The organism is Streptantibioticus cattleyicolor NRRL 8057 = DSM 46488, from assembly GCF_000240165.1.
Lineage (GTDB): Bacteria > Actinomycetota > Actinomycetes > Streptomycetales > Streptomycetaceae > Streptantibioticus > Streptantibioticus cattleyicolor.
This window is the reverse complement of the sequence record NC_017586.1, coordinates 1,796,771-1,818,343: the sequence shown is the minus strand read 5'-3', so window position 1 is coordinate 1,818,343 and position 21,573 is coordinate 1,796,771. Positions and strand designations below refer to the sequence as shown.

30 protein-coding genes are annotated in these 21,573 nt (G+C 64.7%); 19 read left to right on the top strand and 11 right to left on the bottom strand.

All coding sequences use genetic code 11. The features are described 5' to 3' along the window. Nucleotides 1–46: 46 nt before the first annotated feature. Nucleotides 47–361 carry a GNAT family N-acetyltransferase gene (locus SCATT_RS07930; protein ID WP_014142473.1) on the bottom strand — a complete coding sequence of 105 codons (315 nt, stop codon included), beginning with the start codon at nt 359–361 and terminating at the stop codon, nt 47–49. Between the two features lie 2,523 nt (nt 362–2,884). On the opposite strand from SCATT_RS07930, the gene SCATT_RS07920 reads away from it, so the two are divergent. From SCATT_RS07920 to SCATT_RS07850, 18 genes are all read left to right on the top strand, one after another. Further along, nucleotides 2,885–3,139 (top strand): hypothetical protein, encoded by a 255-nt coding sequence (locus SCATT_RS07920; protein WP_157894820.1) that lies wholly within the window; start codon nt 2,885–2,887, stop codon nt 3,137–3,139. Nucleotides 3,140–3,154: 15 nt separating this feature from the next. Then, complete coding sequence (locus SCATT_RS07915) at nt 3,155–3,391, top strand: hypothetical protein (protein ID WP_014142467.1); 237 nt, start codon at nt 3,155–3,157, stop codon at nt 3,389–3,391. Nucleotides 3,392–3,573: 182 nt separating this feature from the next. Then, nucleotides 3,574–4,368, top strand: coding sequence for a hypothetical protein (locus tag SCATT_RS07910; protein ID WP_014142465.1), 795 nt, complete (start codon nt 3,574–3,576; stop codon nt 4,366–4,368). Between the two features lie 9 nt (nt 4,369–4,377). Beyond that, nucleotides 4,378–4,602 (top strand): hypothetical protein, encoded by a 225-nt coding sequence (locus SCATT_RS07905; protein ID WP_014627679.1) that lies wholly within the window; start codon nt 4,378–4,380, stop codon nt 4,600–4,602. Nucleotides 4,603–4,694: 92 nt separating this feature from the next. Then, a complete protein-coding gene (locus SCATT_RS07900; protein ID WP_014142463.1) occupies nt 4,695–5,225 on the top strand; it encodes a hypothetical protein in 531 nt (176 codons plus the stop codon). A gap of 143 nt (nt 5,226–5,368) precedes the next feature. Then, nucleotides 5,369–5,587 carry a hypothetical protein gene (locus SCATT_RS07895; protein WP_014142462.1) on the top strand — a complete coding sequence of 73 codons (219 nt, stop codon included), beginning with the start codon at nt 5,369–5,371 and terminating at the stop codon, nt 5,585–5,587. A gap of 2 nt (nt 5,588–5,589) precedes the next feature. After that, nucleotides 5,590–6,087, top strand: a complete 498-nt coding sequence (locus tag SCATT_RS07890) for a hypothetical protein (protein ID WP_106433108.1) — start codon at nt 5,590–5,592, stop codon at nt 6,085–6,087. Next, entirely contained in the window at nt 6,087–6,260 is a 174-nt protein-coding gene (locus tag SCATT_RS38925; protein WP_014142460.1) for a hypothetical protein, read from the top strand. Before SCATT_RS07890 ends, SCATT_RS38925 begins: the two co-directional genes overlap by 1 nt. A gap of 15 nt (nt 6,261–6,275) precedes the next feature. Beyond that, nucleotides 6,276–6,704, top strand: a complete 429-nt coding sequence (locus SCATT_RS36155; protein WP_014142459.1) for a hypothetical protein — start codon at nt 6,276–6,278, stop codon at nt 6,702–6,704. 70 nt (nt 6,705–6,774) lie between these two features. Next, entirely contained in the window at nt 6,775–7,011 is a 237-nt protein-coding gene (locus SCATT_RS38505) for a hypothetical protein (RefSeq protein WP_157894819.1), read from the top strand. Continuing rightward, on the top strand, nt 7,008–7,268 hold the full coding sequence (locus SCATT_RS07885; protein ID WP_014142457.1) for a hypothetical protein: 261 nt from the start codon (nt 7,008–7,010) through the stop codon (nt 7,266–7,268). The genes SCATT_RS38505 and SCATT_RS07885 overlap by 4 nt, the downstream gene beginning before the upstream one ends. Next, entirely contained in the window at nt 7,265–7,510 is a 246-nt protein-coding gene (locus SCATT_RS07880) for a hypothetical protein (RefSeq protein WP_014142456.1), read from the top strand. The genes SCATT_RS07885 and SCATT_RS07880 overlap by 4 nt, the downstream gene beginning before the upstream one ends. Nucleotides 7,511–7,547: 37 nt before the next feature. Beyond that, on the top strand, nt 7,548–7,961 hold the full coding sequence (locus tag SCATT_RS07875) for an Lsr2 family DNA-binding protein (protein WP_014142455.1): 414 nt from the start codon (nt 7,548–7,550) through the stop codon (nt 7,959–7,961). After that, on the top strand, nt 7,958–8,197 hold the full coding sequence (locus SCATT_RS07870; protein ID WP_014142454.1) for a hypothetical protein: 240 nt from the start codon (nt 7,958–7,960) through the stop codon (nt 8,195–8,197). Before SCATT_RS07875 ends, SCATT_RS07870 begins: the two co-directional genes overlap by 4 nt. A gap of 79 nt (nt 8,198–8,276) precedes the next feature. Continuing rightward, nucleotides 8,277–8,894, top strand: coding sequence for a hypothetical protein (locus tag SCATT_RS07865; protein WP_157894818.1), 618 nt, complete (start codon nt 8,277–8,279; stop codon nt 8,892–8,894). A gap of 17 nt (nt 8,895–8,911) precedes the next feature. Continuing rightward, nucleotides 8,912–10,435 (top strand): DUF3987 domain-containing protein, encoded by a 1,524-nt coding sequence (locus SCATT_RS07860; protein ID WP_014142452.1) that lies wholly within the window; start codon nt 8,912–8,914, stop codon nt 10,433–10,435. 329 nt (nt 10,436–10,764) lie between these two features. Continuing rightward, entirely contained in the window at nt 10,765–12,576 is a 1,812-nt protein-coding gene (locus SCATT_RS07855) for a DUF6884 domain-containing protein (RefSeq protein WP_231905052.1), read from the top strand. 152 nt (nt 12,577–12,728) lie between these two features. Then, nucleotides 12,729–12,959 (top strand): hypothetical protein, encoded by a 231-nt coding sequence (locus SCATT_RS07850; RefSeq protein ID WP_231905051.1) that lies wholly within the window; start codon nt 12,729–12,731, stop codon nt 12,957–12,959. A 438-nt stretch (nt 12,960–13,397) separates the two neighbouring features. Here SCATT_RS07850 and SCATT_RS07845 read toward each other — a convergent pair whose 3' ends face one another. Next, nucleotides 13,398–13,628 (bottom strand): hypothetical protein, encoded by a 231-nt coding sequence (locus SCATT_RS07845; RefSeq protein ID WP_014142449.1) that lies wholly within the window; start codon nt 13,626–13,628, stop codon nt 13,398–13,400. Between the two features lie 48 nt (nt 13,629–13,676). Between SCATT_RS07845 and SCATT_RS38500 the strand changes: the two genes are divergently transcribed. After that, nucleotides 13,677–14,033 carry a hypothetical protein gene (locus tag SCATT_RS38500; RefSeq protein WP_157894817.1) on the top strand — a complete coding sequence of 119 codons (357 nt, stop codon included), beginning with the start codon at nt 13,677–13,679 and terminating at the stop codon, nt 14,031–14,033. On the opposite strand, the gene SCATT_RS07840 is transcribed toward SCATT_RS38500, so the two are convergent. The 9 genes from SCATT_RS07840 to SCATT_RS07805 all read right to left on the bottom strand — a co-directional run bounded on the left by SCATT_RS07840 (nt 14,017) and on the right by SCATT_RS07805 (nt 21,568). Next, nucleotides 14,017–14,739 (bottom strand): GH25 family lysozyme, encoded by a 723-nt coding sequence (locus SCATT_RS07840; RefSeq protein ID WP_014142448.1) that lies wholly within the window; start codon nt 14,737–14,739, stop codon nt 14,017–14,019. The genes SCATT_RS38500 and SCATT_RS07840 overlap by 17 nt on opposite strands. Before the next feature lie 64 nt (nt 14,740–14,803). Continuing rightward, entirely contained in the window at nt 14,804–14,992 is a 189-nt protein-coding gene (locus SCATT_RS07835) for a hypothetical protein (RefSeq protein WP_014142447.1), read from the bottom strand. 90 nt (nt 14,993–15,082) lie between these two features. Next, nucleotides 15,083–15,616 (bottom strand): hypothetical protein, encoded by a 534-nt coding sequence (locus SCATT_RS07830; RefSeq protein ID WP_014142446.1) that lies wholly within the window; start codon nt 15,614–15,616, stop codon nt 15,083–15,085. Nucleotides 15,617–15,619: 3 nt separating this feature from the next. Then, nucleotides 15,620–16,702, bottom strand: a complete 1,083-nt coding sequence (locus SCATT_RS07825) for a hypothetical protein (protein ID WP_014142445.1) — start codon at nt 16,700–16,702, stop codon at nt 15,620–15,622. Further along, on the bottom strand, nt 16,703–17,932 hold the full coding sequence (locus SCATT_RS07820; protein WP_014142444.1) for a siphovirus ReqiPepy6 Gp37-like family protein: 1,230 nt from the start codon (nt 17,930–17,932) through the stop codon (nt 16,703–16,705). A gap of 12 nt (nt 17,933–17,944) precedes the next feature. Next, entirely contained in the window at nt 17,945–18,928 is a 984-nt protein-coding gene (locus SCATT_RS07815) for a phage tail domain-containing protein (protein ID WP_014142443.1), read from the bottom strand. A gap of 18 nt (nt 18,929–18,946) precedes the next feature. After that, nucleotides 18,947–20,362: a hypothetical protein gene (locus SCATT_RS07810; protein WP_014142442.1), complete on the bottom strand. Its 1,416-nt coding sequence runs from the start codon at nt 20,360–20,362 to the stop codon at nt 18,947–18,949. A 12-nt stretch (nt 20,363–20,374) separates the two neighbouring features. Continuing rightward, nucleotides 20,375–20,572, bottom strand: a complete 198-nt coding sequence (locus SCATT_RS40720; RefSeq protein WP_078590659.1) for a transglycosylase SLT domain-containing protein — start codon at nt 20,570–20,572, stop codon at nt 20,375–20,377. 21 nt (nt 20,573–20,593) lie between these two features. Continuing rightward, the gene (locus SCATT_RS07805) at nt 20,594–21,568 is read right to left on the bottom strand and encodes a hypothetical protein (RefSeq protein ID WP_014142440.1); all 975 of its coding nucleotides are present in this window, start codon (nt 21,566–21,568) and stop codon (nt 20,594–20,596) included. Between the last annotated feature and the right edge of the window lie 5 nt (nt 21,569–21,573).

The window sequence follows — 21,573 nt, the reverse complement described above, 5'->3', positions numbered from 1 at the left end:
AAAACGCAGATGGAGAGGCCCGGGAATATTCCCGGGCCTCTTCTCGTTAGCGACTTCCCGGCCGGCGCCGCAGGGTCAGCCCCTCGGGATCGGCTGAAACAGGGGTGAAACCGTGGCGCTGGTACCACGCCAGCAGCTCGGCCTCCGTGAGACCGCCTGGGCTGGTCTCGACCTTCAGTACCAGCTCGACGCCCTCTCGATCGGCCTCCGAGCAGACTTCTCGCAGCAGTTCACTGGCCCATCCCCGGCCCCGGAAGCGCGGCAGGGTGACGACCTCGGTCACGATCGCGGACTTCTGCTCGGGGTGGTGGATCAGGCTGACACTCGTTAAGCCCCCGTGGGCTGCGTAGACGTGCTGCATGCCGAGAGGCTAGCCGCAATTCCCCTGGGCTGGCCGGGAGATGCCCCAAAGCCCTTCGCCGCCTGCCGCCCATTCTCCAGGCCAACCCCGGAGAACCGTGAACTTCTCAGCAGGGAGCGGGAGTTCGGCCAGGGCCTCTGCGGAGATCCCCGAGAACGCCAGTCTCCGCACCCAGGCAACGTCCCTGGTGACCAGGGAGTACCGGGATATGGAGCTGTCCACCGCCAGGAGCACCCCGTAACCCGTCTCCGCGGCCTCCAGGCCGGCTGCCAAGCACACTTCTCCGTAGTCGGGAGTCTCCCAGGGGAGCAGGAAGCCAAGATCCAGTGGAGCGAAGGCGTCGAGAGTGTCCAGAGCAGGGGATCTATCAGGGTGGTGCATACACTTGATCCTCCCATGCTCTTTACATGATCACTACAGGCTTCTTGGCGGGGGTATAGAGACCCCCCGCAAAATAGATGTCGGTGTCAATCGCCCCGACTTCGGACGCCAGACACCCATCTGAGACGCAGGTCACACTGTGGGGACTCAATTCATTCATTCACGAGGGGCGGTGGGGCGGCGTCGAGGGCCAGGCAGAGCCGGCCGGGGCCCATCCAGGCCCACGGCGGGGGGTTCTGAGGCCCTGTGAGCCCCGTGGAGGCCCGTTGGGGCTGGTCAGGCGCCCTCGTGTGGTACAGTGATCGTTGCGGCCCGCTGAAGGCCGCACAGAGCCTTGAAAAAATTAAAACCCGTACACGGTCGAAGGACAGCGCCCCCGGCGGGTCCACTCGGAATGTATTTGGGGATTACCCCCTCCGTATTCGAGCGTGTGAATGAATGAATTGATTGGAATTGATTCATTCATGAAAGCGGGTAGTCAGGAGTGCCTGAGTCGCAGTCAGGTATTCACTGACGAGTGGTCAGCTTGACTCGGTGGTTTAGACCAATTGGTTTAGACCAAGGGCTAGACCAATCAAGGTCGCCTCAAGTGGTTTAGACCACGCCCGTAATGGGTTGTGATGGGGCTTTTGTAAAAGGCAATTCCATGTGACGCCGGTCACGCGTCAAACCGCGCCGTTCCGTAGCTAATCGGGCGGCGCTTTTTTGTTCAATCTGGACAAGCACGGACAAGGGGATTTTATGTCGAGGAAGTTGAATCAGGGGATGCCGTTTGTTGAATCAGGGGATCAGGCCCTAACGTTCTCGGTGTCGCCACGGCAGGCGGCAAGAACGGAAAGGAAATACGCGATATGCACACACGGGATCCGCCTATATAGGCAGGCAAGTTCGGTGCTCCCACTCCGCGTAAGCGGACCGGAGATTAGGGCCGGACAGGCTAGCTACCACGCACGGCACGCAGGTTGGACGCCCCCTCATTACGGGGCTGAAGGCTACAAAGCGCGTTGCTCGTTCCCAATCCTGCCCACGGATGAGGCAGTTGGGCGAGTGTTCCAAGCCGGGAGAACAGTGGTGATGAGCCTGAAAGGGACCTGTGATGCTTGAGAACTCAATAGCGCGACTCTTGACCGGTGGCTTAGCGACCCATCTGGACAAGAGGACCCGTGTGCGGAGAGGTAGCTGCTTCGGCAGACGATCCGAGGGCAAAGACGCCGGGCTGGAACCCCGGTCGAGCGTAGGGAGACACGCAGCACACGTAAAACCAACGGGCATGTACCGACCTAGAGCACTTTTCGTGCTCGCAGCGATGACGAATGCCTAAGCCGACCCACCTAATTGAGGGGTAGCGCCCTCGCTGAAGGGAGGTGATAGGGAAGGCTAGGTGAGCGGGAAGCATGCCCAAGCGCTTAAACGATACGGCGCGAGCCTGGAACGTTGGCCAGGTGCACAACGAGTGTGAAGAGCTTTGTTAAAGGGCCGGGGCTGGCATCCCGGCCCTTTTTCATGGGGCTTCACGCCCACTGATTCGCGCAATAACTCATGCAGGAGGCCACAATGACAGGACTGACCTGGCACCAGAAAAGAGCGGCTGCGCGTGCCGCTTCCGCGCTGCGGAGCGGTAAGCCCGACGTGCAGCACGGCCTACGGTATTGCTCATGCTGCGGGACCACCGTCACAGGCCCGTTGGATGACTCGTACTACGAATGCGAGGGGTGCGAGGACGGGTGCGATCCGGCGGTCACTGATCACTGCTTCACCGGGCACTGCGACGGGACCGGGTGCGGCTACTACGGGGCGTGCGAGCTGCCCCGGGGCTTTTCCCCGGAATTCTCTGGCGAGTCTCCCCATGTGCCGGGTGTCACGATCGAGGTGTACAAGCTGGGAGGAGGCACACCTGGTGAGCGGTACCACGGGGACTGGGCTTACCGACTGCTCCGCGACGGCGAACCATTCCGGGCGGGCCGTGCCCACACGGGAACACGCAAGACGCATGCCGACGTGCTGTGCCTGATATCGGAAGACCTGGAGTGCGCAATCTGACGCGTTAACTGCTTTGTTGAAGGGCCGGGATGGCATCCCGGCCCTTTTTCATGGCCGGTCACGGCTGAACCACTCGACCTAGACCAAGAAGGGCCTTGAACGATGCCAACAGCGACGCTGCGACTCGATGTCATGGGTAAGGCTCGCGTCGGCAAAAAGCCGACACAGGAATACCAGATCGTGTGGCGCAACCTGCAAACGGGTCAGGTTGTGACCGAGACGCGTACGGAGACGCTGAACACGCTCCGGAACTACGTCTTCGGTCAGTGCTTGAACTACAACTTCGCGGGCGCGGGTGTCGTCCTCGCAGGCCAGATTTGGCGCACGTACAAGAACCAGTCGAAGCGAGTCTACTGAGGGGAAGGCGAAGAAGTGAGTGACGCGAAGACGTACACCGAAGAGCAGGTGTCCGAGGCTGTCAATGGCGCCATGGACATGCTGATAGGTGAGCTGCCATGGCTCGACACGGAAGACGAAGACCTGCTTGCGCTCATGGTGAACGCTGCCATGAGCAGTTTGAAGACGGGCGGGAAGGCGACTTTCAAGGACGTTATCCGGGCGAACTTCGAGGTCACCGTGGATGAGTTCCTGACCGAGCGGGGGTGGTGAGAGATGCGTTGGACAAACCTCATGAATGCCAAGGCGCGGAAGTGCGCGTGGCTGGGCGCGATCTTCTACACGTCGGCCGGGACCGTAGAGATGTGCAACACGCATGTTCGGTACTGCCGTACCTGCAATCCACAGCAGTTGGACGAGGACTACTCGATTCTTGAGATTCTGGAGGCGGAGCAGTGAGGGAACCGGCCTGGGGCTACCGTCCGCACCTGACGTTCGACGGGGAGACGGGAGAGGTGTCGTTCTACGTGCCTCCGTCTCCCCGGGCGTCCTGGCAGGCCCGAAAGTCCGGGACGCTCATCCCACTTGGCAAGGCAGCAGACAGCATCGACGCGGAGAAGGCGTTCAACGAGTACGCGGAGATGGGCAGGCTTGGCTACCGCCTCGGGTCGGTGTGGCACCGCGTACCGGGGACGCGACGGTACCGCGTCGTTGTCACTGTGCACCCGACCGTGGGGGAATTGGCCGGCGCGGTGGAGAAGCCTCAGCCGCGGGCGCTGCGATCCGAGAGGCCGAAGTGTGACGGCACGGCTCGGTACGTCGAGGTGTACCAGGCGTCGCCATTCGTCGGCGCGTCGGTGGCTCTGCGTTGCACGTGCCGACTGACCCACTGGGCGCAGGCCGTCGACGGCTACCTCTACGAAGGGGCGGCTGCTGTCCCGCTGGCGACGGTTGTTGCTGTGATCGAGCGCGATCACTACGAGGTCAGCGGGGATTGGACGGCTCACGAGGACGGGACCGAGTTTCCTTTCGTCCGCTACGTGGCGCCGGTAGTGCGTGTCCACTGGTGCGACCTGGGCGACGAAGCGCACGGAGACCGGGTGAGAGCGGTCGGCAAGTACAGGTGGATCGGGGGGACGCCAAACGGCTCCTGGACGTACTTCCGGAACCTGTGCCAGCCCTGCGCTGACAGCAAGCGGGCTGAGGTTGCCGCACAGAACAACAGCTTCCGGCGCGTCGAGTCTTACTGAGGGTGGGGAATGAATTCCGCAGAGCACATCGAAGAAGTCATGGAATCGGCCCTGGACATGGTGAGCGAGAACATAGGTATCGGAGAGGCGGTGATGGACGCGGTGAGGCTTGTCATCAGTTCGGCCATGACCATCAGCGAAAACCCGGACGCGTCCTTTGAGGACGTGCTGAGCCAGTTCTACCCCGAGACTTCCCTTGCGGAGGTACGCGGTTGGTGGGGCTGGGACAAGTAACCACTGTCGAGCACCTTTAGTGAAGGGCCGGGAATGGCTTCCCGGCCCTTTGCTATGGGCGCTTGCCTAAGCCTAGACAACTGGAGGATCACGTGAAGCTCCCGTTCATCAGCAAGCGGCGCGAGAAGGCGTCGGAACGTCAGGATCTCATCAACTGGGTGTCGGATCAGTTGGTGGAGATCAACGTAAACACGGAGGAGGTCTCCGTAATCAGCGAGTCGCAACTACTCGTCTCGCAGAACCAAAAGCTTCTTTCTGACTTGGTGCAGGATTTGAACAACACGGTGCAAGGCTCGTACCGGGCATATGCGGGACTCATCAAGGCGACGCGGGCGGAAGTGGAGGCGTCACGCAAGGAGATCGCGGAACTCCGACAAATGCTCACCGAGCTGGCTACGGAGAGGCGGCAGCAGAACCCGGTGGTCAGTGCCGCATTGCATTTTGCCCGGGTGTTCGATGATGGCGCGCTGGCGATTTATGAGGCTGAGCACCTGAACGAAGCTCAGGTGGAGGCGTTGTCGGGGGTTCTCCGTGCAGCCGGTTGTCACGAGGGTGCCGACTTCTGGAGAGCCAACTACGTGCCGGACAGCCCGGATGACGAGCGGATCCCTGCGGCTGCCTGACCTCTAGGCGGTTCCTGTTTGGTGGCGGCCGGGAAACTCCGGCCGTTCGCCACGGGCAACCGACAGAAAGGCAAGACATGTCTCGTAAGTACCCCAAGAGGATCAAGCGCAAGTTGGCTACCGCTGAGGCTGATCGACAATTCATGAGAAAGCTCGTCGAGGCTCACGAGGAGTGGGAGAAGGAACGGCAGGCGTGGTTTCGGCAGATCCCGTCTTACGACCCCGTCGACGGAGATCAGCCCTGCATTGACGCAGAGATGGGCGACTACGAGCACATAGAGGAGATTTATGTGCTCGACGCTCAGGAGATGTTGGTCAACTTTGCGTCCGAGGCCCGCAAGCTTTTGGAAGAAGGGAAGTGAGCATGTCCCGCAAGGCTAAGAAGGTTTACACGGAAGACCTGCGCAAGCTGAGAGCGGCTGTGGAATTCGTGGAGGTGTGGAAGCACACGGAGCTTGCCGGGTTTTCGCTGCACTGTGACGAAGCCGATTCGCTGGTCGGCCTGTTGCAAGCATTCGGCTATGCAGACTCCGCTGCGGGCATTCTGGCGGAGCACGCAGAGGGCGACGAGTGCGGCGAGAAGCACCACAAGGGATGTGAGCCGTACACCTTCAGTTTCGAACTGGAGGGATTCGGTGACGATCCCGGCTGGACCATTGTCACGGACGGGATGAGCCAAGGCGATGCCGAGGCGCCAGCGAGGTACCTCATTGAGGAAATGGTCGCGGACTACTACCCCGCCGACTCTGAAGCCCGCGTTGCGAGTATCCGCCGGGTTGGCGTTGACAAGGGTATTCCCTCGGAAACCGCGCTATTCGGCTGGCACGATGAGCGGTCCTGTCCGATGCGAAAGGGGAAGTGATGGCCATCATCTACCCCGGTCAAGAGCAGTGCGGGCACTGCTACGAGTACGTGGACAGCGTGCAAGAAGACGCAATCTGCACGGAGTGCCACGTCCATTCGATCGGCGACATGAGCCGCGACGAATGCGGCTGCACTGATTGTGAAGAGAATGCCGAGTTCGGCGTGAACTGACGTGGAGGTAGGTAAGTGTCCTGGGGATATGAAGTATGGGTATGTGACTGCGGTTACACCAAACCGGCGGAGCACGACGGCTCGTGCGGTATCTGGAAGCGCACGGCGATCCACTGGAATGACAGATGGTTCGGTGCCTTCGAGGAAGCCGCTCAGCACGGCCATGCGTACGTGATGGCGGTGCCCGTGGGAGCCACCCTCGAACGGGGCTGGAAGGCACACATCACGTTCGAGCACATCCGCGGCGGCGGTCTGTGCAAGGAGTGTCGGAAGCGGCGCGGCCCACTCACCACAACGCCGTTCGGCAAAAAGTTCATGTGTGAGGACTGCCGCTCGGCGTTCCGGCGGGATCACGAGCGAAACGCATACGTCACCGGCCGAGACCCTGATTCACGCCTTTACAGGCCCGTCCTTGACGTAGCGCAGGAAGACGCGAAGCACTGATCTAGTCGCTTGAGTGAGGGGCCGCCTTCGGGCGGCCCTTTGCTTTGGCCACTAGACCAGGAGGGGTGGCATGGGCAAGGGCTCAACCAAGAGCGAAGTGCAGCACTTCCAGAGGCTCGATGACGGGCGCACTGGGTGCTGGACATGGAACTGCGGGAAAGCGGCTACGCGGTGGATCGATATGGAGCGGTACGGCATTCGGCGCTGGCTGAGTAAGGCGTACTGCGACGGCCACGGCAACGACGAGTTCAAGGATTCGCACCACACCTACCGCGTGCGACAGATCAAGGAAGGCAACAACAAGTGACCACCTCAACCCGATGGATCGCCACCTTTGACGAGGAGGCGGGGCAGCTCGACATCTACAGCTCCAACGGCCCCGGTCCGATGTACACATGGCGCCGACGCCATGACCTGACCCACGCAATCCAGACGCTCATCCTGTGGAGCTGGGAACACCCCACCAACGGATGGCGCACCGCCCCGCAGTGGGAGCGTTTGGGCGAGTCCAGCGTCATGGTGGCCGACGCTTGGCCGGTCCGGATCAGCGTGGAGGACCGATGAGCGGCATGAAGAGGTACGTCGAGGAACGGTGGAAGGCCGAAGGCCGGATCGGCGAGTACCGCCGGATAGCCGAGCTGCACGCCGCCGACACCGTTGACGGGCTGCTCGTTGACGCCTGGACAGCAGCGGCGTGTGTCACCCTGCACGACGCCCTGAGCGAGAGGAACCGGGCGCGCTGGCTTGCCATGAGTACAGCTCAGCAGTGCGAGGTCGCCGTCCGGCTCACGATGGGCGGCCGGTGATGGGCTCGGACCACACCTACCGCTTGCGAGTGGTCCAGTGAGCGGCGTCGACGAGCCGGCGCGGACGCCCGGAGAGGTTCCCGAGGACTACGACCCGGAAGACGTGGCTGCCTGGTGCCTCCGGCAGCGCTGGTTCACAACCGGGCCGTGGGACACGGAATTCCAGAAGCGGGAGATTCATCCGAAGGTGCTTGCGCTGTACCGGAAGGACCGCGCCAGGGAACTGGAGCGGGAGAAGCGTGGCGCTGCTGAGCGGACCCGGCTAGCTCAGATGTGGGCGGAAGCAGCAGCGGCCCGTGAACGGGCTGCGGAGCAGGCACGCCGTATGCGGGACATGCGGCGGTGGGGGCCGGAGAACGGTTACTTCGTCGGCACACGGGGCTGCATTCCGCGGCGCGTGGTCGAGGCATACAACCAGGCGCACGGCATCGAGGAGGGGGACAGCTCATGAGTTACACGAAGCGGTGGGCGGACGACGTGAAGGACGTGCAGGAACAGGCCGTGCGGGGCCGGGAATTGCCAACGGCGCGGGAGCGGCTGGTCGCCCTGCGAGAACTGTTCGAGGAGTGCGGGTACCTGGCGCGCGTCTACCCCTGCCCGTGCAGGGCGGCTGCGGAGCTGGTGTCGGTCGCGGCAGCAGCGTGGCAGGAGAGCGCGCCGGACGAGCCGGCGGTGACGGCCGCCTAACCGTCTGAGCACCTTTGGTGAAGGCCGGGTCCCTGTCGGGGCCCGGCCTTTGCCATGGGCGACTTCAGAGGAGGGCGGAGTGCCAGCAGATTACCGAGAGACGCAAGTTTCGGTGTACGGCCGCGCAGTGATTGTGCGGACCGAGAAGGACGGCACGATCCGGACGGACAAGCAGCTTGAGGCCGCTCACTTCAACCGGGTGAAGGCCAAGCTTGAAGAACTGCACGCTGTCGGGAAGCGCAAGAAGGCAGCGCAACTTCGGTTGCTGGGGACCAAGGCACGCGGACTTCGGTCTCACCCGAGAACGGGAAATCTCGAAGAGGCGTCGAAGGTCTACGAGGCAGAAGCCTTGATGGTGGAGAAGCGGAAGTTCAGTAAACCGACGTGTGACTTCAGGGATGCCCGGCGCCCCTTCCCGAAGGTGACGTTCACCTACCCGGTTATCCCCGAGCATCTGCTTGAAATGCATGAAGAGATCGCACCGCGCGACATCGTGATGGTGACGAGAGGAGACGACATGGCAAGCCGGGTTATCAGCAGCGTGGTGTGTGACGCCTGCGCGACCAAGCAAATCGAGCGCGAAGGCTCTGTGAAGCTCACCATCGGGGACGACGAATATGACCTGTGCGGCGAACACGGAGAGCGGTTCCGTGCCTGGTTCGCCGATGCACTGAAGCCCGCTCAGGCCGCTGCCTGACAGAAAGGAATTAATTCATGAGCACCGATGCTACGAGCCCGTTCGCGGCGATGAAGTACGGGCCGATGGGCGAAGCTGTGGAAAGGGCGATGCCGACGAGTGAGGCCGACCCCATCGGAGTGTGGGCGGCTGCCTTGTCTCTCTACTCGTCCGCGATATCCCGAACGGTGAGGCTGGAGAACGGGCGCCCCGTGGTGGTGTGGACCGTGCTTGCTGGCCGGAGTGCCATCGGGCGCAAGGGCTATGCCCTTGGAACGGCCAAGAGCATGCTGAGACCGGTCATCGGTGGCTACCTCGATGTGCGGCTTGAGGACGGGATCGCCTCGGGGGCGTCCCTGGTGCAGATGCTCTACCGCCTGGAGCTGGAGACCTCCGGCAGCCGTGGCGGCCCGGACGGGCGGGCCTGCATTGTCGAGGAGGAGTGGGCGAGCGTTCTGCGGATGCAGAAGCGCGATACCAAGTTCTCCACCCTTTTCCGGTCGGCGTGGGACGGCAAGACGATCTCCAACAGGACGAAGAAGGAATTGCAGATCGTTCCCCGTCCGCTGTTGGGATTCCACGCGCACATCACGCCCGGCGAGTGGGCCGCGTACGTGTCCAAGTCCGATGCGCTCGGCGGGAGTTACAACCGGCTGCTCCCGGTGCTGGTGGAGCGGTCCAAGATGCTGCCGCACAACAACCGGTGGAAGTTCGGCGACGCCAAGCCGCTGGCGAACGCCTTCCAGTGGGCCACGGCTACCGAGCGGGTGATGGTCTTCGACACGCCAGCCGGGAAACGATACGACGTGATCCGGGCGGAGATCGAGGATCGCATGGTCGAGCTGCCGGAGCTGCTGGCGAGCTACATGGAGCGCGCTGCCGAGCAGGTCCACCGCATCGCTGCTGTGCTGGCCGCGACGGAGAAGCGGACGAAGATCCCGAGAAAGGCCGTCGATGCGGCCTGGGCATTCGTGCAGTACAGCATGGCGTCCGTCGAGAAGCTGGTGAAGGAAGCCGCGGAGTCGGGTTCCCGGCCCCTGAAGACGATCGAGGATCTGATCAGGGATGCACTCGCCCGCTACGGCGGGGAGGCGACCAGCACGCTTCTGCTGCGGGCCCTCGGAACGCGCGCTAACGCGGCAGCGGTCAAGGAAGCCGTCGAGGGCATGGAGGACGTGGAGGTCTACAAGGCGCAGACGGTCGGGCGGGGTGCCAAGCCGATCATGTACCGGCTCGTCGAGCCGGCCGCGGGGGATCAGACCGAGGAGTCGCCCACGGAGCCGGAGACCGTGGTGCCGTCGGCTGCCGAGAAGCCTGAGCGGAAGGCGACGCGGCCGACCCTGCGCGTTGTCCGCCCGGCCAGGACGCTGGATCCCGTCCACCAGGACGAGCCGCAGCAGCCGGTGAAGGCGAAGCCGGTGAAGCCCCTTCCGAAGAAGACCAAGAAGAAGGCAAAGCCGACGGGGCCCAAGAAGGCAGTCACGAAGAAGGCAGTGGCCAAGCCGAAGCCTGCTCCGGCGCCCGCACCGGCTGATGTGAACCCGATTGCCGCTCTGCTGTGACAAGGCACGAGGTGAGGTGGCGGCCCGAGGGACGGTTTCAGTGCGTCCGCTGTCGGGCCGCCTTCCTCAGCAAGGAGAACGCAGCTCAAGCCCAGTGGCCATGCCCGGAAGAGCCGGTTGCGCACGGACACCCGTACATGCGGGAGCACGTGGTGCACCCCCTCTATTACCACCGTGGCGACGGGCACGGGCCGGAGCGGCTGTGTGACGAGCTGACCTGTCGCCTGTGCCAGCACGACTGCGACTGTGCCGCGTGCCGGGAGCTGGTCGACGCGCCCGGCCTTCGGGTGCTGGTGGACAGCCACGACGAACTACCAGAGGGATCAATCATGACCGAAGTCCGCGAGTCCGCCGCCACACGAGCCGTTATGGCAGAGCTGGCGCGAGAAGTCGGCATGTGGTCATCGGCAGGCGAATCGTTCGACATGAGCGACCTGCCCACCTACCGCGACCAGGCGATGAGGTGGCTCAAGCAACACAGCGAACTGTCCACGCGGGTGATCGAAGGTGCGGACTATGCCGTGGCGCTCACGCACTACCGGATGTGGACCGGGTGGAGCCCCGCCGCTGACCTGGAGAAGAGGGAGAAGAAGGAAATGATCAGTGTGGACATGCCCGCGCAGCTTCGCAAGCACGCGGCGCGGCTGAACGGGGCCACGAAGGGCGAGCGGGAGTTGACGGAAGCGTGCTCCCGAGCTGTCGAGGCGATGCGCGAGGCCGGGCGCAGCCCCAACGAGGGCGGAACCGTACAGCTGACGAACGCTGCTCTCGGGGCGGCGCTCACGGTTGCTCGTGGATGGCTGAACAGCAAGAACGGCAACGAGATGCGGGCCGCGAAGTCGCTGCTGTCTCGGCACGAGATGGACTACGTACCGGACGACCCGAGGGAGATCCGGCACGAGGTCAAGTTGCCCAAGTCTCTGTCAGAGTTGATGCGTCGGTCCTTCAGCCATGGGCAGCTTCGCGGACGCGACGACCTGCTTGCAGAGTTGACCGCGATGAGCTGGACGGAGGCCGGAGCGAAGGGGCGTGTGACCGTCGATGGGCTGCGCTGGCTGCTGGATCGCGCCCGGCACTTCGAGGGCCACGATCACCCTGCGGTGAAGCGTGCGGCAACCACGTTCGTCCAGCGGTACACCCCCGACCACGAGCGCACTTCGAAGCTGGTCGACGCCTACCTTGCGGCTGGCGACGAGCACCAGGACCAAGAGCAGCAGTCACCCACGGAGCCGGAGCGGGTTGTACTCGTGGCCTGCGGAGGGGCCAAGGCGGCGCTGGACCGGGCAGCAGCCGGTGACATGTACGTCGGGAGTTACCACCGGGCGTGCCGACGCGCAGCCGAGGCCCTGACGAAGGACGGAGGGACCGTCCTGATACTCAGTGCCCGGTACGGGTTGCTGCCTCTTGATCAGGAGATCGAGACGTACGACGTGAGGGCCGGAGAACCAGGCGCGATGCAGCCGGACGCCCTGCGGGACCAGGCCGCGAGCATGGGACTCACCGACGCACGTGTCACGGTGCTGGGCGGGAGCGCGTACGTTGAGCTGGCCCGGTCGGTCTGGCCCCAGGCGGAGGCACCGTTGAACGGGGGCATCGGGGATCAGCTCCAGCAGCTCGCCAGCATCTACGGAGGCGACCCCGAACCACTGGACGAGACACCGGAGACCATGCCGACGGCGGCCCCGATGAAGTGGTACACCGGACCGCTACGCGAAGTCGGCGGACTGCCGACCCGGTACCAGCCGCGCCTTCACCGGATGTGGTTCGGCGGCAAGGCGGGGAGGAAGGGCAAGGCACCGGGGCCTTGGCGTCGGGTCGAGGTCACCTACACCGGGGACAGCGTGTACGAGCTGGCCGACCTGGAGACCGGTGAGGTGCTGCTGAACGCCAAGCTGTCCACCCGGATCCACTGGGCTGCCTTGCCGGGCAACTGGGAGGTGGCACAGGAGGTGGAGGCCGAGCTGGTTGCCGACGAGGACCAGGACGACGAGCCCGAGTTGCCGACGAAGGCCGGGAAGTCGAGCCGGCCGCTCCGCCAGGTGCCGGAGAACTTCCTCTACATAGCTGAGGAGGCGGACACGGAGGCTGCGAGGGCCTGGTGGCGGCGACGCTGCGAGCAGTACGCCCGTGGCGAGGTGTGAGGCACTGAACAGCAGAAACGCAGAAAGCGGCCCCTGGACGAAGCACGCGTCCAGGGGCCGTTGTCACAGGGTAGTGCCAGTATGAGGCCGAGCAGGAGAAAGGGTGCGGGATGCGCGGGGTGGACCCGAACGGTGACACGGGAGACGGTGGCGTGATCCTCAGCGAGGGCGAGTACATGACCTTGGCTCTCTTGGAGGTCACCGGACCGGCCAGACCCACAGCGACGCACAAGCGTTCTTACCCAGTGCTGGGAGAACTCATCGATGCAGGGTACGTAGAGGTCTTCGGATCCATCTACGAGTCCACCAGGGTCATCACCGAAGTCGGGCGCGAAGCACTACGGAAGCACCGGGAGGCAGGGCCCGGAGGCCAGAACGAGTGAACTGGCTGACATACAGGGTGCGTCTGCGCTAACGTACGAGTCGTTGACCCCGCCTCTGCGGGGGTCGCCCTAGAGTCGCTTTGCATGGCTCAACAGGGCACAACGTTGGACCCGCTTCGGCGGGGATGGCCCGAGAGTCGCCTTGCAGGGGTTGTCGGGCGCAAGTTTGGCCCCGCTTCGGCGGGGATGTTCCTTCACAAGTGAACATGCATCCCTGATGTTCAAGTGACAGGGATGTTGTCCCCGCGTTAGCGGGGGTGGTCCCGCTGCACGCTTTTCGTTGTCCCCGCTGCGCGGGGGTGGCCCGTGACAGGCGCGCAAGCAGTCTGTTGGGCTTGCGGAGAGATCCGCGTTGTCCCCGCGCTAGCGGGGGGTAAGCTCCGCCTTCGCGGAGTTGAAAGCCCCTGCCGGATGGCAGGGGCTTTCGTGCGTCCGGGATCAGACGGCCGGTCCCGCCGGCTCGGCGGGAACCTCCGCCGCCGGCTCGACGGGTGCGTTCAGCCGTGCGTCCCAGTGCCGCTGGGTCACCTCGCCCACACCGAGGATCGCGGCCACGACGGCGGCCAGCGCCTCCCACGGGATACCCGGCCACTGGTCGACCAGGACGGGGACCAGGGCGGCGAGGACGGCGAATGCCCGCACCGCGTGCTTCTTGATGAATTCATTCATTCGATCACCTTGAGAAGAGGAAGCCCGCCACGGAGGCGGGCAGGCAGAATGGACTCCATGCAGATGCAAGGGCCCGATGGGGACGTAGAGGTGGAAGAAGAGGACTCCGGCGCCTGTGACGTGGCGGATCAAGAAGGAACACGCATCCTCAGTGAGCAGTGCGGCACCTGCATTCTGCGGGCTGGCACGCCTGTGCCACCTCAAGCAGTACGGCGCGTCATCCGCAGCGCGTTGGAGGCGGACGGGCACGTGGTCTGCCATGAAACTGCCGTGCGGGGGGTACCAGCCGCCGTGTGCCGCGGCTTCGTGGACCGCTACGGCGATCAGGCTCTCTCGATCCGGCTGGCGCACGTCATCGGCATCCGGGAGATTCCTCCACCCTCGTCGCTCACTTCACGATTTTGAGAACCTGACCGGCGAAGATCATGTCCGGGTCCTTGATGCCGTTGGCCGCCGACAACTTCGCCACGGTGGTGCCGTACTTCTGCGCGATGCCGGAGAGGGTGTCGCCGGAGCGGACCGTGTACGTGACCGGTCCCGGGGTCGGCTTCGGGGCCGGCGCCGAGCTGCCGCCCGCCCATGAGCGCAGCGCCGCGCGGTTGGCGAAGCTGGCCACGTTGGTGTCCAACGGGCGGTCGGTGTACTGGTGGAAGAGCCAGTTCGCCTGGATGCGCGGGCGCCCCGGGGTTACGTAGTCGGCGATCCAGAGGGCGTCACCGGCGTACGAGCTGGAGTCGCGGTTGAGCCAGTAGTCCTGGTTGCAGTACAGGCCGACCTTGTGGTTCGAGCCGCGCAGGCGCTTCACCTCGCGGATGAACTGGTCCTTCTGAGCGCAGGACACGCCCGGCTCTTCCCAGTCGGCGAACAGGACGTCGCCCGGTACGGAGTCGCACCGGTCCACGAAGAAGGCGGCCTGCGCGGACATGTCGCCCGGTGAGATGTAGTGGTAGAAGCCGACCACCAGGCCGGCGGCGCGGGCGGTGGCCGCCTGGCCGGCCATGCGCGGGTTGACGTACGAGGTGCCCTCGGTGGCCTTGATGAAGACGAAGTCGAGGCCGTCAGTGTCGAAGTCGGTGGACTGGTACGAGGAAACGTCGATGCCCTTGATCAAGGTGTTCTCCTAGGTATGAGGAAGGGCCGCCCGGTGTGGGCGGCCCGCAGGGAAGTTGCTGGGGTCAGGGATGCCGCAGGGCGGCGATGCGTTCAGGGTCGATGACGGACAGGATCTCCAGAAGCCGAGAGTTCTCGGCCTCAATCCGAGCGAGGCGTTCCTTGATCTCCGCCAGGTCGTCCTGGAGCCGGTCGGCTCGTGCCTTCTGAGCTTCCGCCTCGGCCTGCCAGACGCGGCCGGTGTGGTACTTCACGGCCGCGGCGAGGGAAATGAGGGCAGCGATGGTTGTTGCTGCGATGCTGGCCTAGTTGGTGATGGTCTGAGGGGTCAACGAGCAGTCTCCTTACGCCGGGGCGATCGTGGTCACGGTGCCTGCGGAGCTGCGCCACTTCAGCGCGCCGCCCTCGGCGTACAGCTCCCCGAGGAGATCCCCGCTCGCCGAGCAGAGCCGCAGAGGTCCGGTGAACTGGTGGGGAACGTGGCTGACGATGGCCTTTCCGTCCGGTGTGACTTCGAGGCCGTTGCCGCTGTTCTTGAGGAAGGCGCCATCCGCGTAGGCGCGGTCGCCGTGCGGGTCGAGGGCGCTGGTGTGGGCGTCGAGGCGTTCGCCGACGGTCACGGAGGTCAGCGCGACGCGGCCGGCCCCGAAATCGACCCACAGCCTCTCGACGCCATCCGGGCCGAAGAAGGCCGGGACGAACCCCCGTGAGTCGGCAGTGAGCTGGTACATCGGGGCGCCATCAGCGGTGGTGAGGTCGGTGTACTGCTGTGCGCCCGTGCTCGGCCCGTCCCAGACGGTTCCGATGGCGCCGGGTACGCGGGTGCCGGCGGCGTCCTCGGCGAAGTCGGACGCTGTCCCGCCGAAGAGTTGTCGCATGATTCAGTCTCCGTAGACGTTGGTCTGGTACACCCCGGACAGGGTGAGGATGGCTCCGGCGGGGATCCCGGGCAGTGCGTCGAGGCCCTGGGCGGGGGTGGTCGGACTGGGGTAGTACAGGTAGGCGGTGGTCTGCCCGGTGCCGCCCTGTTCGATCAGTGCGGTAACAGACATGTAGTTGGGCAGGTTGCCGCCGCCGCGTGCGTTGGTGATGTGCCCGTGGAGTACCTGGCGGGTCGCTGTTGCCGCCGGGACCGGAGGCAGGGTGATTCCCATGATCCAGTTCTTCCCGCTGAGCATTGCGCCGCCGTCGTTCTGGTTGTTGATGGTCACGGCGAACCAGACCATGCCCGGCGCGATGATGCGCCACCGGCCCGTGCGGTAGGAAGTCGGCAGCGGATCCGTAGCGTTGACCAGGCTCGGGGTGTACGGGCGTGCCTTGCCCAGGTGCCGGGTCACAGCAACACCGTCCCGGCCAACGAAATACTCGCTTTGGGTGTCGTTGGTGTTGCTGTCCAGGTCGTAGATGTACGTGCCGACCGGTGTCACCTGGGCGAGCTGCGACGCGTTCCACGGCACGGCGACGGGTGACGGCATGTCGAACGGGCCCACTGACAGGACGCTGAGAGTGCCGTTGTTGCCGGGTACGGTGACCTGGTGCAGGGGCAGCTCCCACCGGCCGCCGAGTGTGCGTGTGGGCTGCGGCACGACCGGGGAGGCCGCGGCCTGGCCCTGGACGACGGCGAGGTTCACCGAGCCGGCCGCCAGGTCGGCCCGGAGCACGATGAGGTCGACGCGGGGGTTCGTCCCGGTGTTGGCGGCGATGGCCACACTCTGGGCTGCGGTGAGCTGGTAGTAGAAGCCCCCGACCAGCGCGCGGCCGGGGGAGACGGAGACTGACGTGCCGTTGACGACGGAGGCCGCGAACGGGAGGGCTGAACCGTCGTAGCTGCTGCTGACGAGCTGGGTGTCGATGCGGTCCGGCCCGAACATGCGGCTCATCATCTGCCACTGCGCCTGGGACACCATCTGCTGTCCGCCACCGGCGGAGTCCGAGCTGAACGGGTAGCTGATCTCGTTTCCCATTTACATCCTTGCCTCTAGCCTGCGCAGTTTCTCGCGCATCTCGAATACCGTCTTGTAGAGATTCAGCGGGTTGCCGGATCCCTGCTCCCCGATCGAGGGGGCGACGGTTTCCGTCTGGCCGCCCTGCTCCACTGTGATGGAGACCTCACGGACGATGTCCACGTATTCGGTGCCGTCCACGGCAACTGTCACGATGTCCCCGACGAAGTAATCACGGCCGAACTTCACGTGATCGGTGTCGATGGGGTAAATCTGGAAGTTGCCGTTCTTGGCGCCGTTGGTCAGCGCCTCATTGGCCGCGTCCTTGACGGCTTGGAGTGCGGTCTGGAAGTCGGTGTCGGAAACGGAAAGATCGGCTTTGATCGGCTGTCCTGTCGTCGGGTCCGCCTTGATGGGTAGGTCGCGGCGGTCGAGGAACTGTTCAATCTGGAGCCCCCATTCGGCTTCGCTGGCGGTGTCGGTCTGCTGATAGAGGTAGCGTGACTTCCCTGCGCCCTGGCACGCCACGATCACCCGTGTCACCGTCGGCGCGGTGAGCGCCCACGTGAATTCCCGCAGGTTGCCCAGCTCGGTGCTGAACCGGATGTCCTGCGAGAGGTCACGGGGCGTGAAGGGGTGGAAGTTGATCGCTTTGGCGTTGGGGTCGTACAGGAACCGGTAACCGGTCGTCTTCGTGTCGATCCACGATTCGAGTTTGGTCCCGATCACATCCCATCGGAGGTTGTCCGAAAGCGTGGGGCCACTGGGGACGTTGCTGCCGATCACGACCCCGGGAATCTGCCGGCTGGGCAGCGCCCCGGGCCCGAGGGCCTGGTTCAGCTCCGACCAGATGAGCTGGCCGGCCGGGCCCTTGACCTTGCGGGTGTCGTCGGCCTGCCACTGCTGCGTGGCGTCCTTGGCCGGGTCCGGGAACGCAAGCCGGTTGTAGGCAAGCTTGTTGTCGCACTTCCCCCCGAAATACAGGGAGCCGAGCGAGGTGTGCTGATCATTGGTCCAGTAATGCTGGAACGCCTCGATCTGCCCAGTGAGAACCGGGTCTTTCACCCCGTCCTGGTAGATGGCGACTCCGCCGCCCTTCTGGAGAAGGTCCGCCTGCGGTGTTCCCGCCTCCACGAGAACCTGCCAGGAACCGGTCTGGCAGTAACGCACCACCAGATCCAATTTAATCCATGTGTCGATCACTCCAATGCGGTTGAGAGCGGCGTCGCGCACCTCCACCCGGTAACCCATCAGTGCACCTCGTCAGTAACTCGCGTAGCGGGGATCCAGCGTCATCGTCACGGCCGCGGTGCCGCTGCCGGCCACCAGATTCGTAGCGACCGTTGACGTTCCCGGAGGCACCGGCCACAGCGACGGATTCGCTGCAAGCAGCGGGAAATAATTCTTCCCCTGGTCATCGGTCACGGTCTTGTAGCCGGGACGGCAGTCCACCGTGAGCGTGCGCCCGATAGGGATCACGTCCGCTCCGCTGGCCTGCGCCGGAATTCCCCAGGAAGAGCCGTCGGGGCCCGTGAGGATCAGGGACTTGACCGGCCCGGAGATCCGCCACACCGGCCACGCCTCGATGTCCCCAGGGTTGCTGACCTGGAGGGTGTTGGTAGCCAGCGTGCCCTTGCCCAGCCGCAACGGAAGGAACTTGCCGAGGAAGGGTTGGGGCTTGCCGAATGACCAGCTCGCCACGACCTGTGTGTCTCCGTAGAACCAGGGGTCCATGGCGGTGAGCTGAATTCCGTAGGACACCCAGCGGAACCCGGCCGAGTCGGCGGCCTCGCTCCCCTCCATGCCGCCCTTGTAGTAGCAGCGCAGCCTTCGCGGAATGCCGTCCGATTCGATGAACGTCAGCACGCAGTAACCCGACTTGGGGTTGAGCGCGTTGGCGAGATCCCTCTTGAACTGGCGCAGCGTCAGGCGGTCGATGCCGTAGACGTAGAGCGGTAGCAGGATGTCCCGCGCCGCTGCCCGTGCTCCCCGGTACATCGAGCCGTCCAGGTTCGGGGAGTCGTCGGCGTGGATTTCGAACGGGGGCATGTCCAGCCCGGTTGCCCCGGGCTGGAGCATGATGGCCGGCCATGCCGCGGACAGGAAACCGGTCAGGGGGATTTCCTCCCCCTGACCGTTGTTCCCTCGGATCGATACGTAGGTGCTCTGCCACTCCACCGGAACGGGGACGGTTAAATCCCCCGACCAGGCATCGTTGGGGGACGTGACCGCTGCGGGAATCGGCATGGAGCACTCCTTTCGCTTTTACATTCCTGACATCACCTCCGCGTACTTCAGCGCGCGGAGAACGGCCTGCGTGGTGTTCTCCGCCTTCGCTTCATGAATGTGGATCTCGTAGCGAGGCCCCATCAGGTCGGCCGTCTGCCGTGCGGTGTAGACGCGCTCGCCTCCGCGGAAGTCCACGAGTTCCGGGCCGCGTTCACCGACCAGCGCCATACCCGGCGAGGCGGAAAGAGTGCCGGTGGCGTAGCCCTTGGTCGTCCTGCGGACGGATCGGGTGGTGGTCGTCCGCCCGTCGACGGTCCGCTCCGTGATGGTGGTGGTCGTACCGGCCCACGGATCCGTGATGGTCGTCGTCACCGTGGTGACGGACCGCCCCTTGGAGTCGTATCCCGTCGTGGTCGTGACCGTGCGCTTGACCTGCGGCGTCGGCTTGGGCTTGGGCTTGGGCTTCGGCTTGGGCTTGCGCCCGACGCTCTGCGACTCGCCGGTGAGCCAGGTGAGCAGAGCACCCAGACCGGAGGTCACCGGTGTGGTGGAGCCGAAATTCAGCGTCCTCTTCAGCGTCCGGACGATCGAATCCGCAAGGGACTCGATCTTCTTGACCAATACCTTGTCCTTGGACATCAGACCATCGACAAGACGCTGAGCAGCCTTCTCGCCAGTGGCGTAGTAGGACTTGGCTACCGAGTTCCCGAGGGAATCGGACGCCGTGCCGATGGCTGCGTACGTCTTGTTGTAGTCCTTGATCTGGGCGCCGGTGGCGTTCAGGAGTTCCTGAGCCATGGCCCCGCCCTGTTCCGGACCGGCCTCCGCGATGTTCTCGATGATTGCCGACGAGAAACCCCGCTTCACCAAGGTGTTCAGGTTGGCCTGGAACTTCTTGATGGCGGCCAGGCGCTCGTGGAGCCCGGACAGACCAGCAGTCACCGACACGCCATCGGAATTGAAAACCGATGACAGGTCGCGCAGGGACGATGCCTTGTCGGAGATCCCCGAGGCCATTTTCGCCTCGTCGTCCTTGACCTTCTTCAACGCGGCCTGAGCCGCTTTCAGCTTCCCCGCCAGGTCGGTCCGCTGCTTCACCAGGTTCGACAGTGCCTTGTTCTCACCGTCGAGCCAGCGGTTCAGCGAATTCTCCGTGCCCTGGCCGATCCGCCCGGACGTGAACGCCTTGGTGATGATCTCGTAGAGCCGCTTCACCGCAGCACTCAGCGAGGACGCGCCCTTCTCCGCGTCGACGGCCACGCCCGACTTCGTGCCCGAGGCGTACCCGGGCAGGCCACGGGTTGCGGCCCGCATCGAGTCCCGGTGGTTCAGCACCGTCTCCCCGCCGCCGAACCGGACGAGTTCGGGGCCTTCCTCGCCGACCCAGGCCCAGCCGGGCCGTGCCCCCGAGGTGCCTGAGGCGTACCCGGCGGTGCCGGCGAGGGCCTGCACCCAGCCGGCGCCCTAGCGGTGGATCGCGTAGTTGAGACCGGCATAGATGCTGGCCAGAGGGTTGGTGATCCCGAGACTGCGGTACGGACCGGCGTAGGCGTCGAACGTGGGCGGGATCGTCTGCATGAGCCCCTGACTCGGCATGCCGGCCAGGGCGTTGCTGTCCCACAAATTGATGGCGTTCGGGTTGCCGCCGGACTCGACCTGGATGCGGTGCAGGACGAGCGGTACCTACGTCTCGGACAGACCGAGCTGCATCAGAGCAGCACGGGCCAGTGGCGCCCATCGGGTCACGGCGTCGCCGACCCCCGGCAGGCTGAACATGCTCCCCAGCGCGTTGGACATGTCCGGCTGCGTGGCGTCGAGCTGGTCCCCGCTGCCGAAGTCCCACAGTCCCTTGGTGTTGGGCAGCGCGTCCTTTGCCGTGGAGGTCACCTCGTGGACCACACGGCTCGCGTAGTCCATCGGGCTGGTGAAGATCTGCTTGGTTGCCTTCACCATGTCCACCAGGCCGGTGTACTGCGACTTGGCCAGGTCCCAGACACCATTGGCGGCATCCCGGATGGTCCCCAGCGGGTCAGTGACCAAGCCCCTGCCGACAGCCCAGATGCCCTTGGCGGAGTCCCACAGCCCCTTGAACACCTCCTCCACCATGTGGAGCAGGTTCGACGGGGAGAACAGGTCCCCGAGGAACTTCCCGCCGCGCTGGAAGATGTTCCCCTGCCCCTTCCACACGTCGTCCCACAGGTAGTGGCCTGCCTGCGGGCCCAGGGCGCCGCCGACGATGCCGACCGCCTGACCCACCGCAGTGGGTATCCGGCGCAGGAACGTCCACGAGTCCCGGGACAGGAAGTGCCAGATGCCGCTGAACTGCTCGGCGACGTTGGCGCCGACCGTGCGCGCAGCGCCCGTACCGGTCGCCAGAACACCGTCCTGCGTGGTGCCGCCCAGTGCCCGGGAGGAGCTGTCCATGCTCATGGTGGCCAGGGCCGCCAGCGCATCCCCGCCGACGGCGAAGCTCTTCGACAGGTCGATGAGCTTGCCCAGGCCCAGGCGCTCGACGATGCCGCCGCCGGCGAACCGGCGGAGCTGGCCCCGCACGGCGAGCGTGTTCCACGCATTGATTCGTTCATGGCCGAGTGTGCGAGCGACCTCCGGGCGCAGGATCGCCTCACCGGGGGAGAGGATCGCCGGCACGATGTCCACGCCCG

Coding starts and splice junctions, on each gene's coding strand:
- SCATT_RS07930 (WP_014142473.1), bottom strand. CDS start 361: ATGCAGCACGTCTACGCAGCCCACGGGGGCTTAACGAGTGTCAGCCTG.
- SCATT_RS07920 (WP_157894820.1), top strand. CDS start 2,885: ATGCCAACAGCGACGCTGCGACTCGATGTCATGGGTAAGGCTCGCGTC.
- SCATT_RS07905 (WP_014627679.1), top strand. CDS start 4,378: ATGAATTCCGCAGAGCACATCGAAGAAGTCATGGAATCGGCCCTGGAC.
- SCATT_RS07895 (WP_014142462.1), top strand. CDS start 5,369: ATGAGAAAGCTCGTCGAGGCTCACGAGGAGTGGGAGAAGGAACGGCAG.
- SCATT_RS07890 (WP_106433108.1), top strand. CDS start 5,590: ATGTCCCGCAAGGCTAAGAAGGTTTACACGGAAGACCTGCGCAAGCTG.
- SCATT_RS38925 (WP_014142460.1), top strand. CDS start 6,087: ATGGCCATCATCTACCCCGGTCAAGAGCAGTGCGGGCACTGCTACGAG.
- SCATT_RS38505 (WP_157894819.1), top strand. CDS start 6,775: ATGGGCAAGGGCTCAACCAAGAGCGAAGTGCAGCACTTCCAGAGGCTC.
- SCATT_RS07880 (WP_014142456.1), top strand. CDS start 7,265: ATGAGCGGCATGAAGAGGTACGTCGAGGAACGGTGGAAGGCCGAAGGC.
- SCATT_RS07870 (WP_014142454.1), top strand. CDS start 7,958: ATGAGTTACACGAAGCGGTGGGCGGACGACGTGAAGGACGTGCAGGAA.
- SCATT_RS07860 (WP_014142452.1), top strand. CDS start 8,912: ATGAGCACCGATGCTACGAGCCCGTTCGCGGCGATGAAGTACGGGCCG.
- SCATT_RS07855 (WP_231905052.1), top strand. CDS start 10,765: ATGACCGAAGTCCGCGAGTCCGCCGCCACACGAGCCGTTATGGCAGAG.
- SCATT_RS07845 (WP_014142449.1), bottom strand. CDS start 13,628: ATGAATGAATTCATCAAGAAGCACGCGGTGCGGGCATTCGCCGTCCTC.
- SCATT_RS38500 (WP_157894817.1), top strand. CDS start 13,677: ATGGACTCCATGCAGATGCAAGGGCCCGATGGGGACGTAGAGGTGGAA.
- SCATT_RS07830 (WP_014142446.1), bottom strand. CDS start 15,616: ATGCGACAACTCTTCGGCGGGACAGCGTCCGACTTCGCCGAGGACGCC.
- SCATT_RS07825 (WP_014142445.1), bottom strand. CDS start 16,702: ATGGGAAACGAGATCAGCTACCCGTTCAGCTCGGACTCCGCCGGTGGC.
- SCATT_RS07820 (WP_014142444.1), bottom strand. CDS start 17,932: ATGGGTTACCGGGTGGAGGTGCGCGACGCCGCTCTCAACCGCATTGGA.
- SCATT_RS07815 (WP_014142443.1), bottom strand. CDS start 18,928: ATGCCGATTCCCGCAGCGGTCACGTCCCCCAACGATGCCTGGTCGGGG.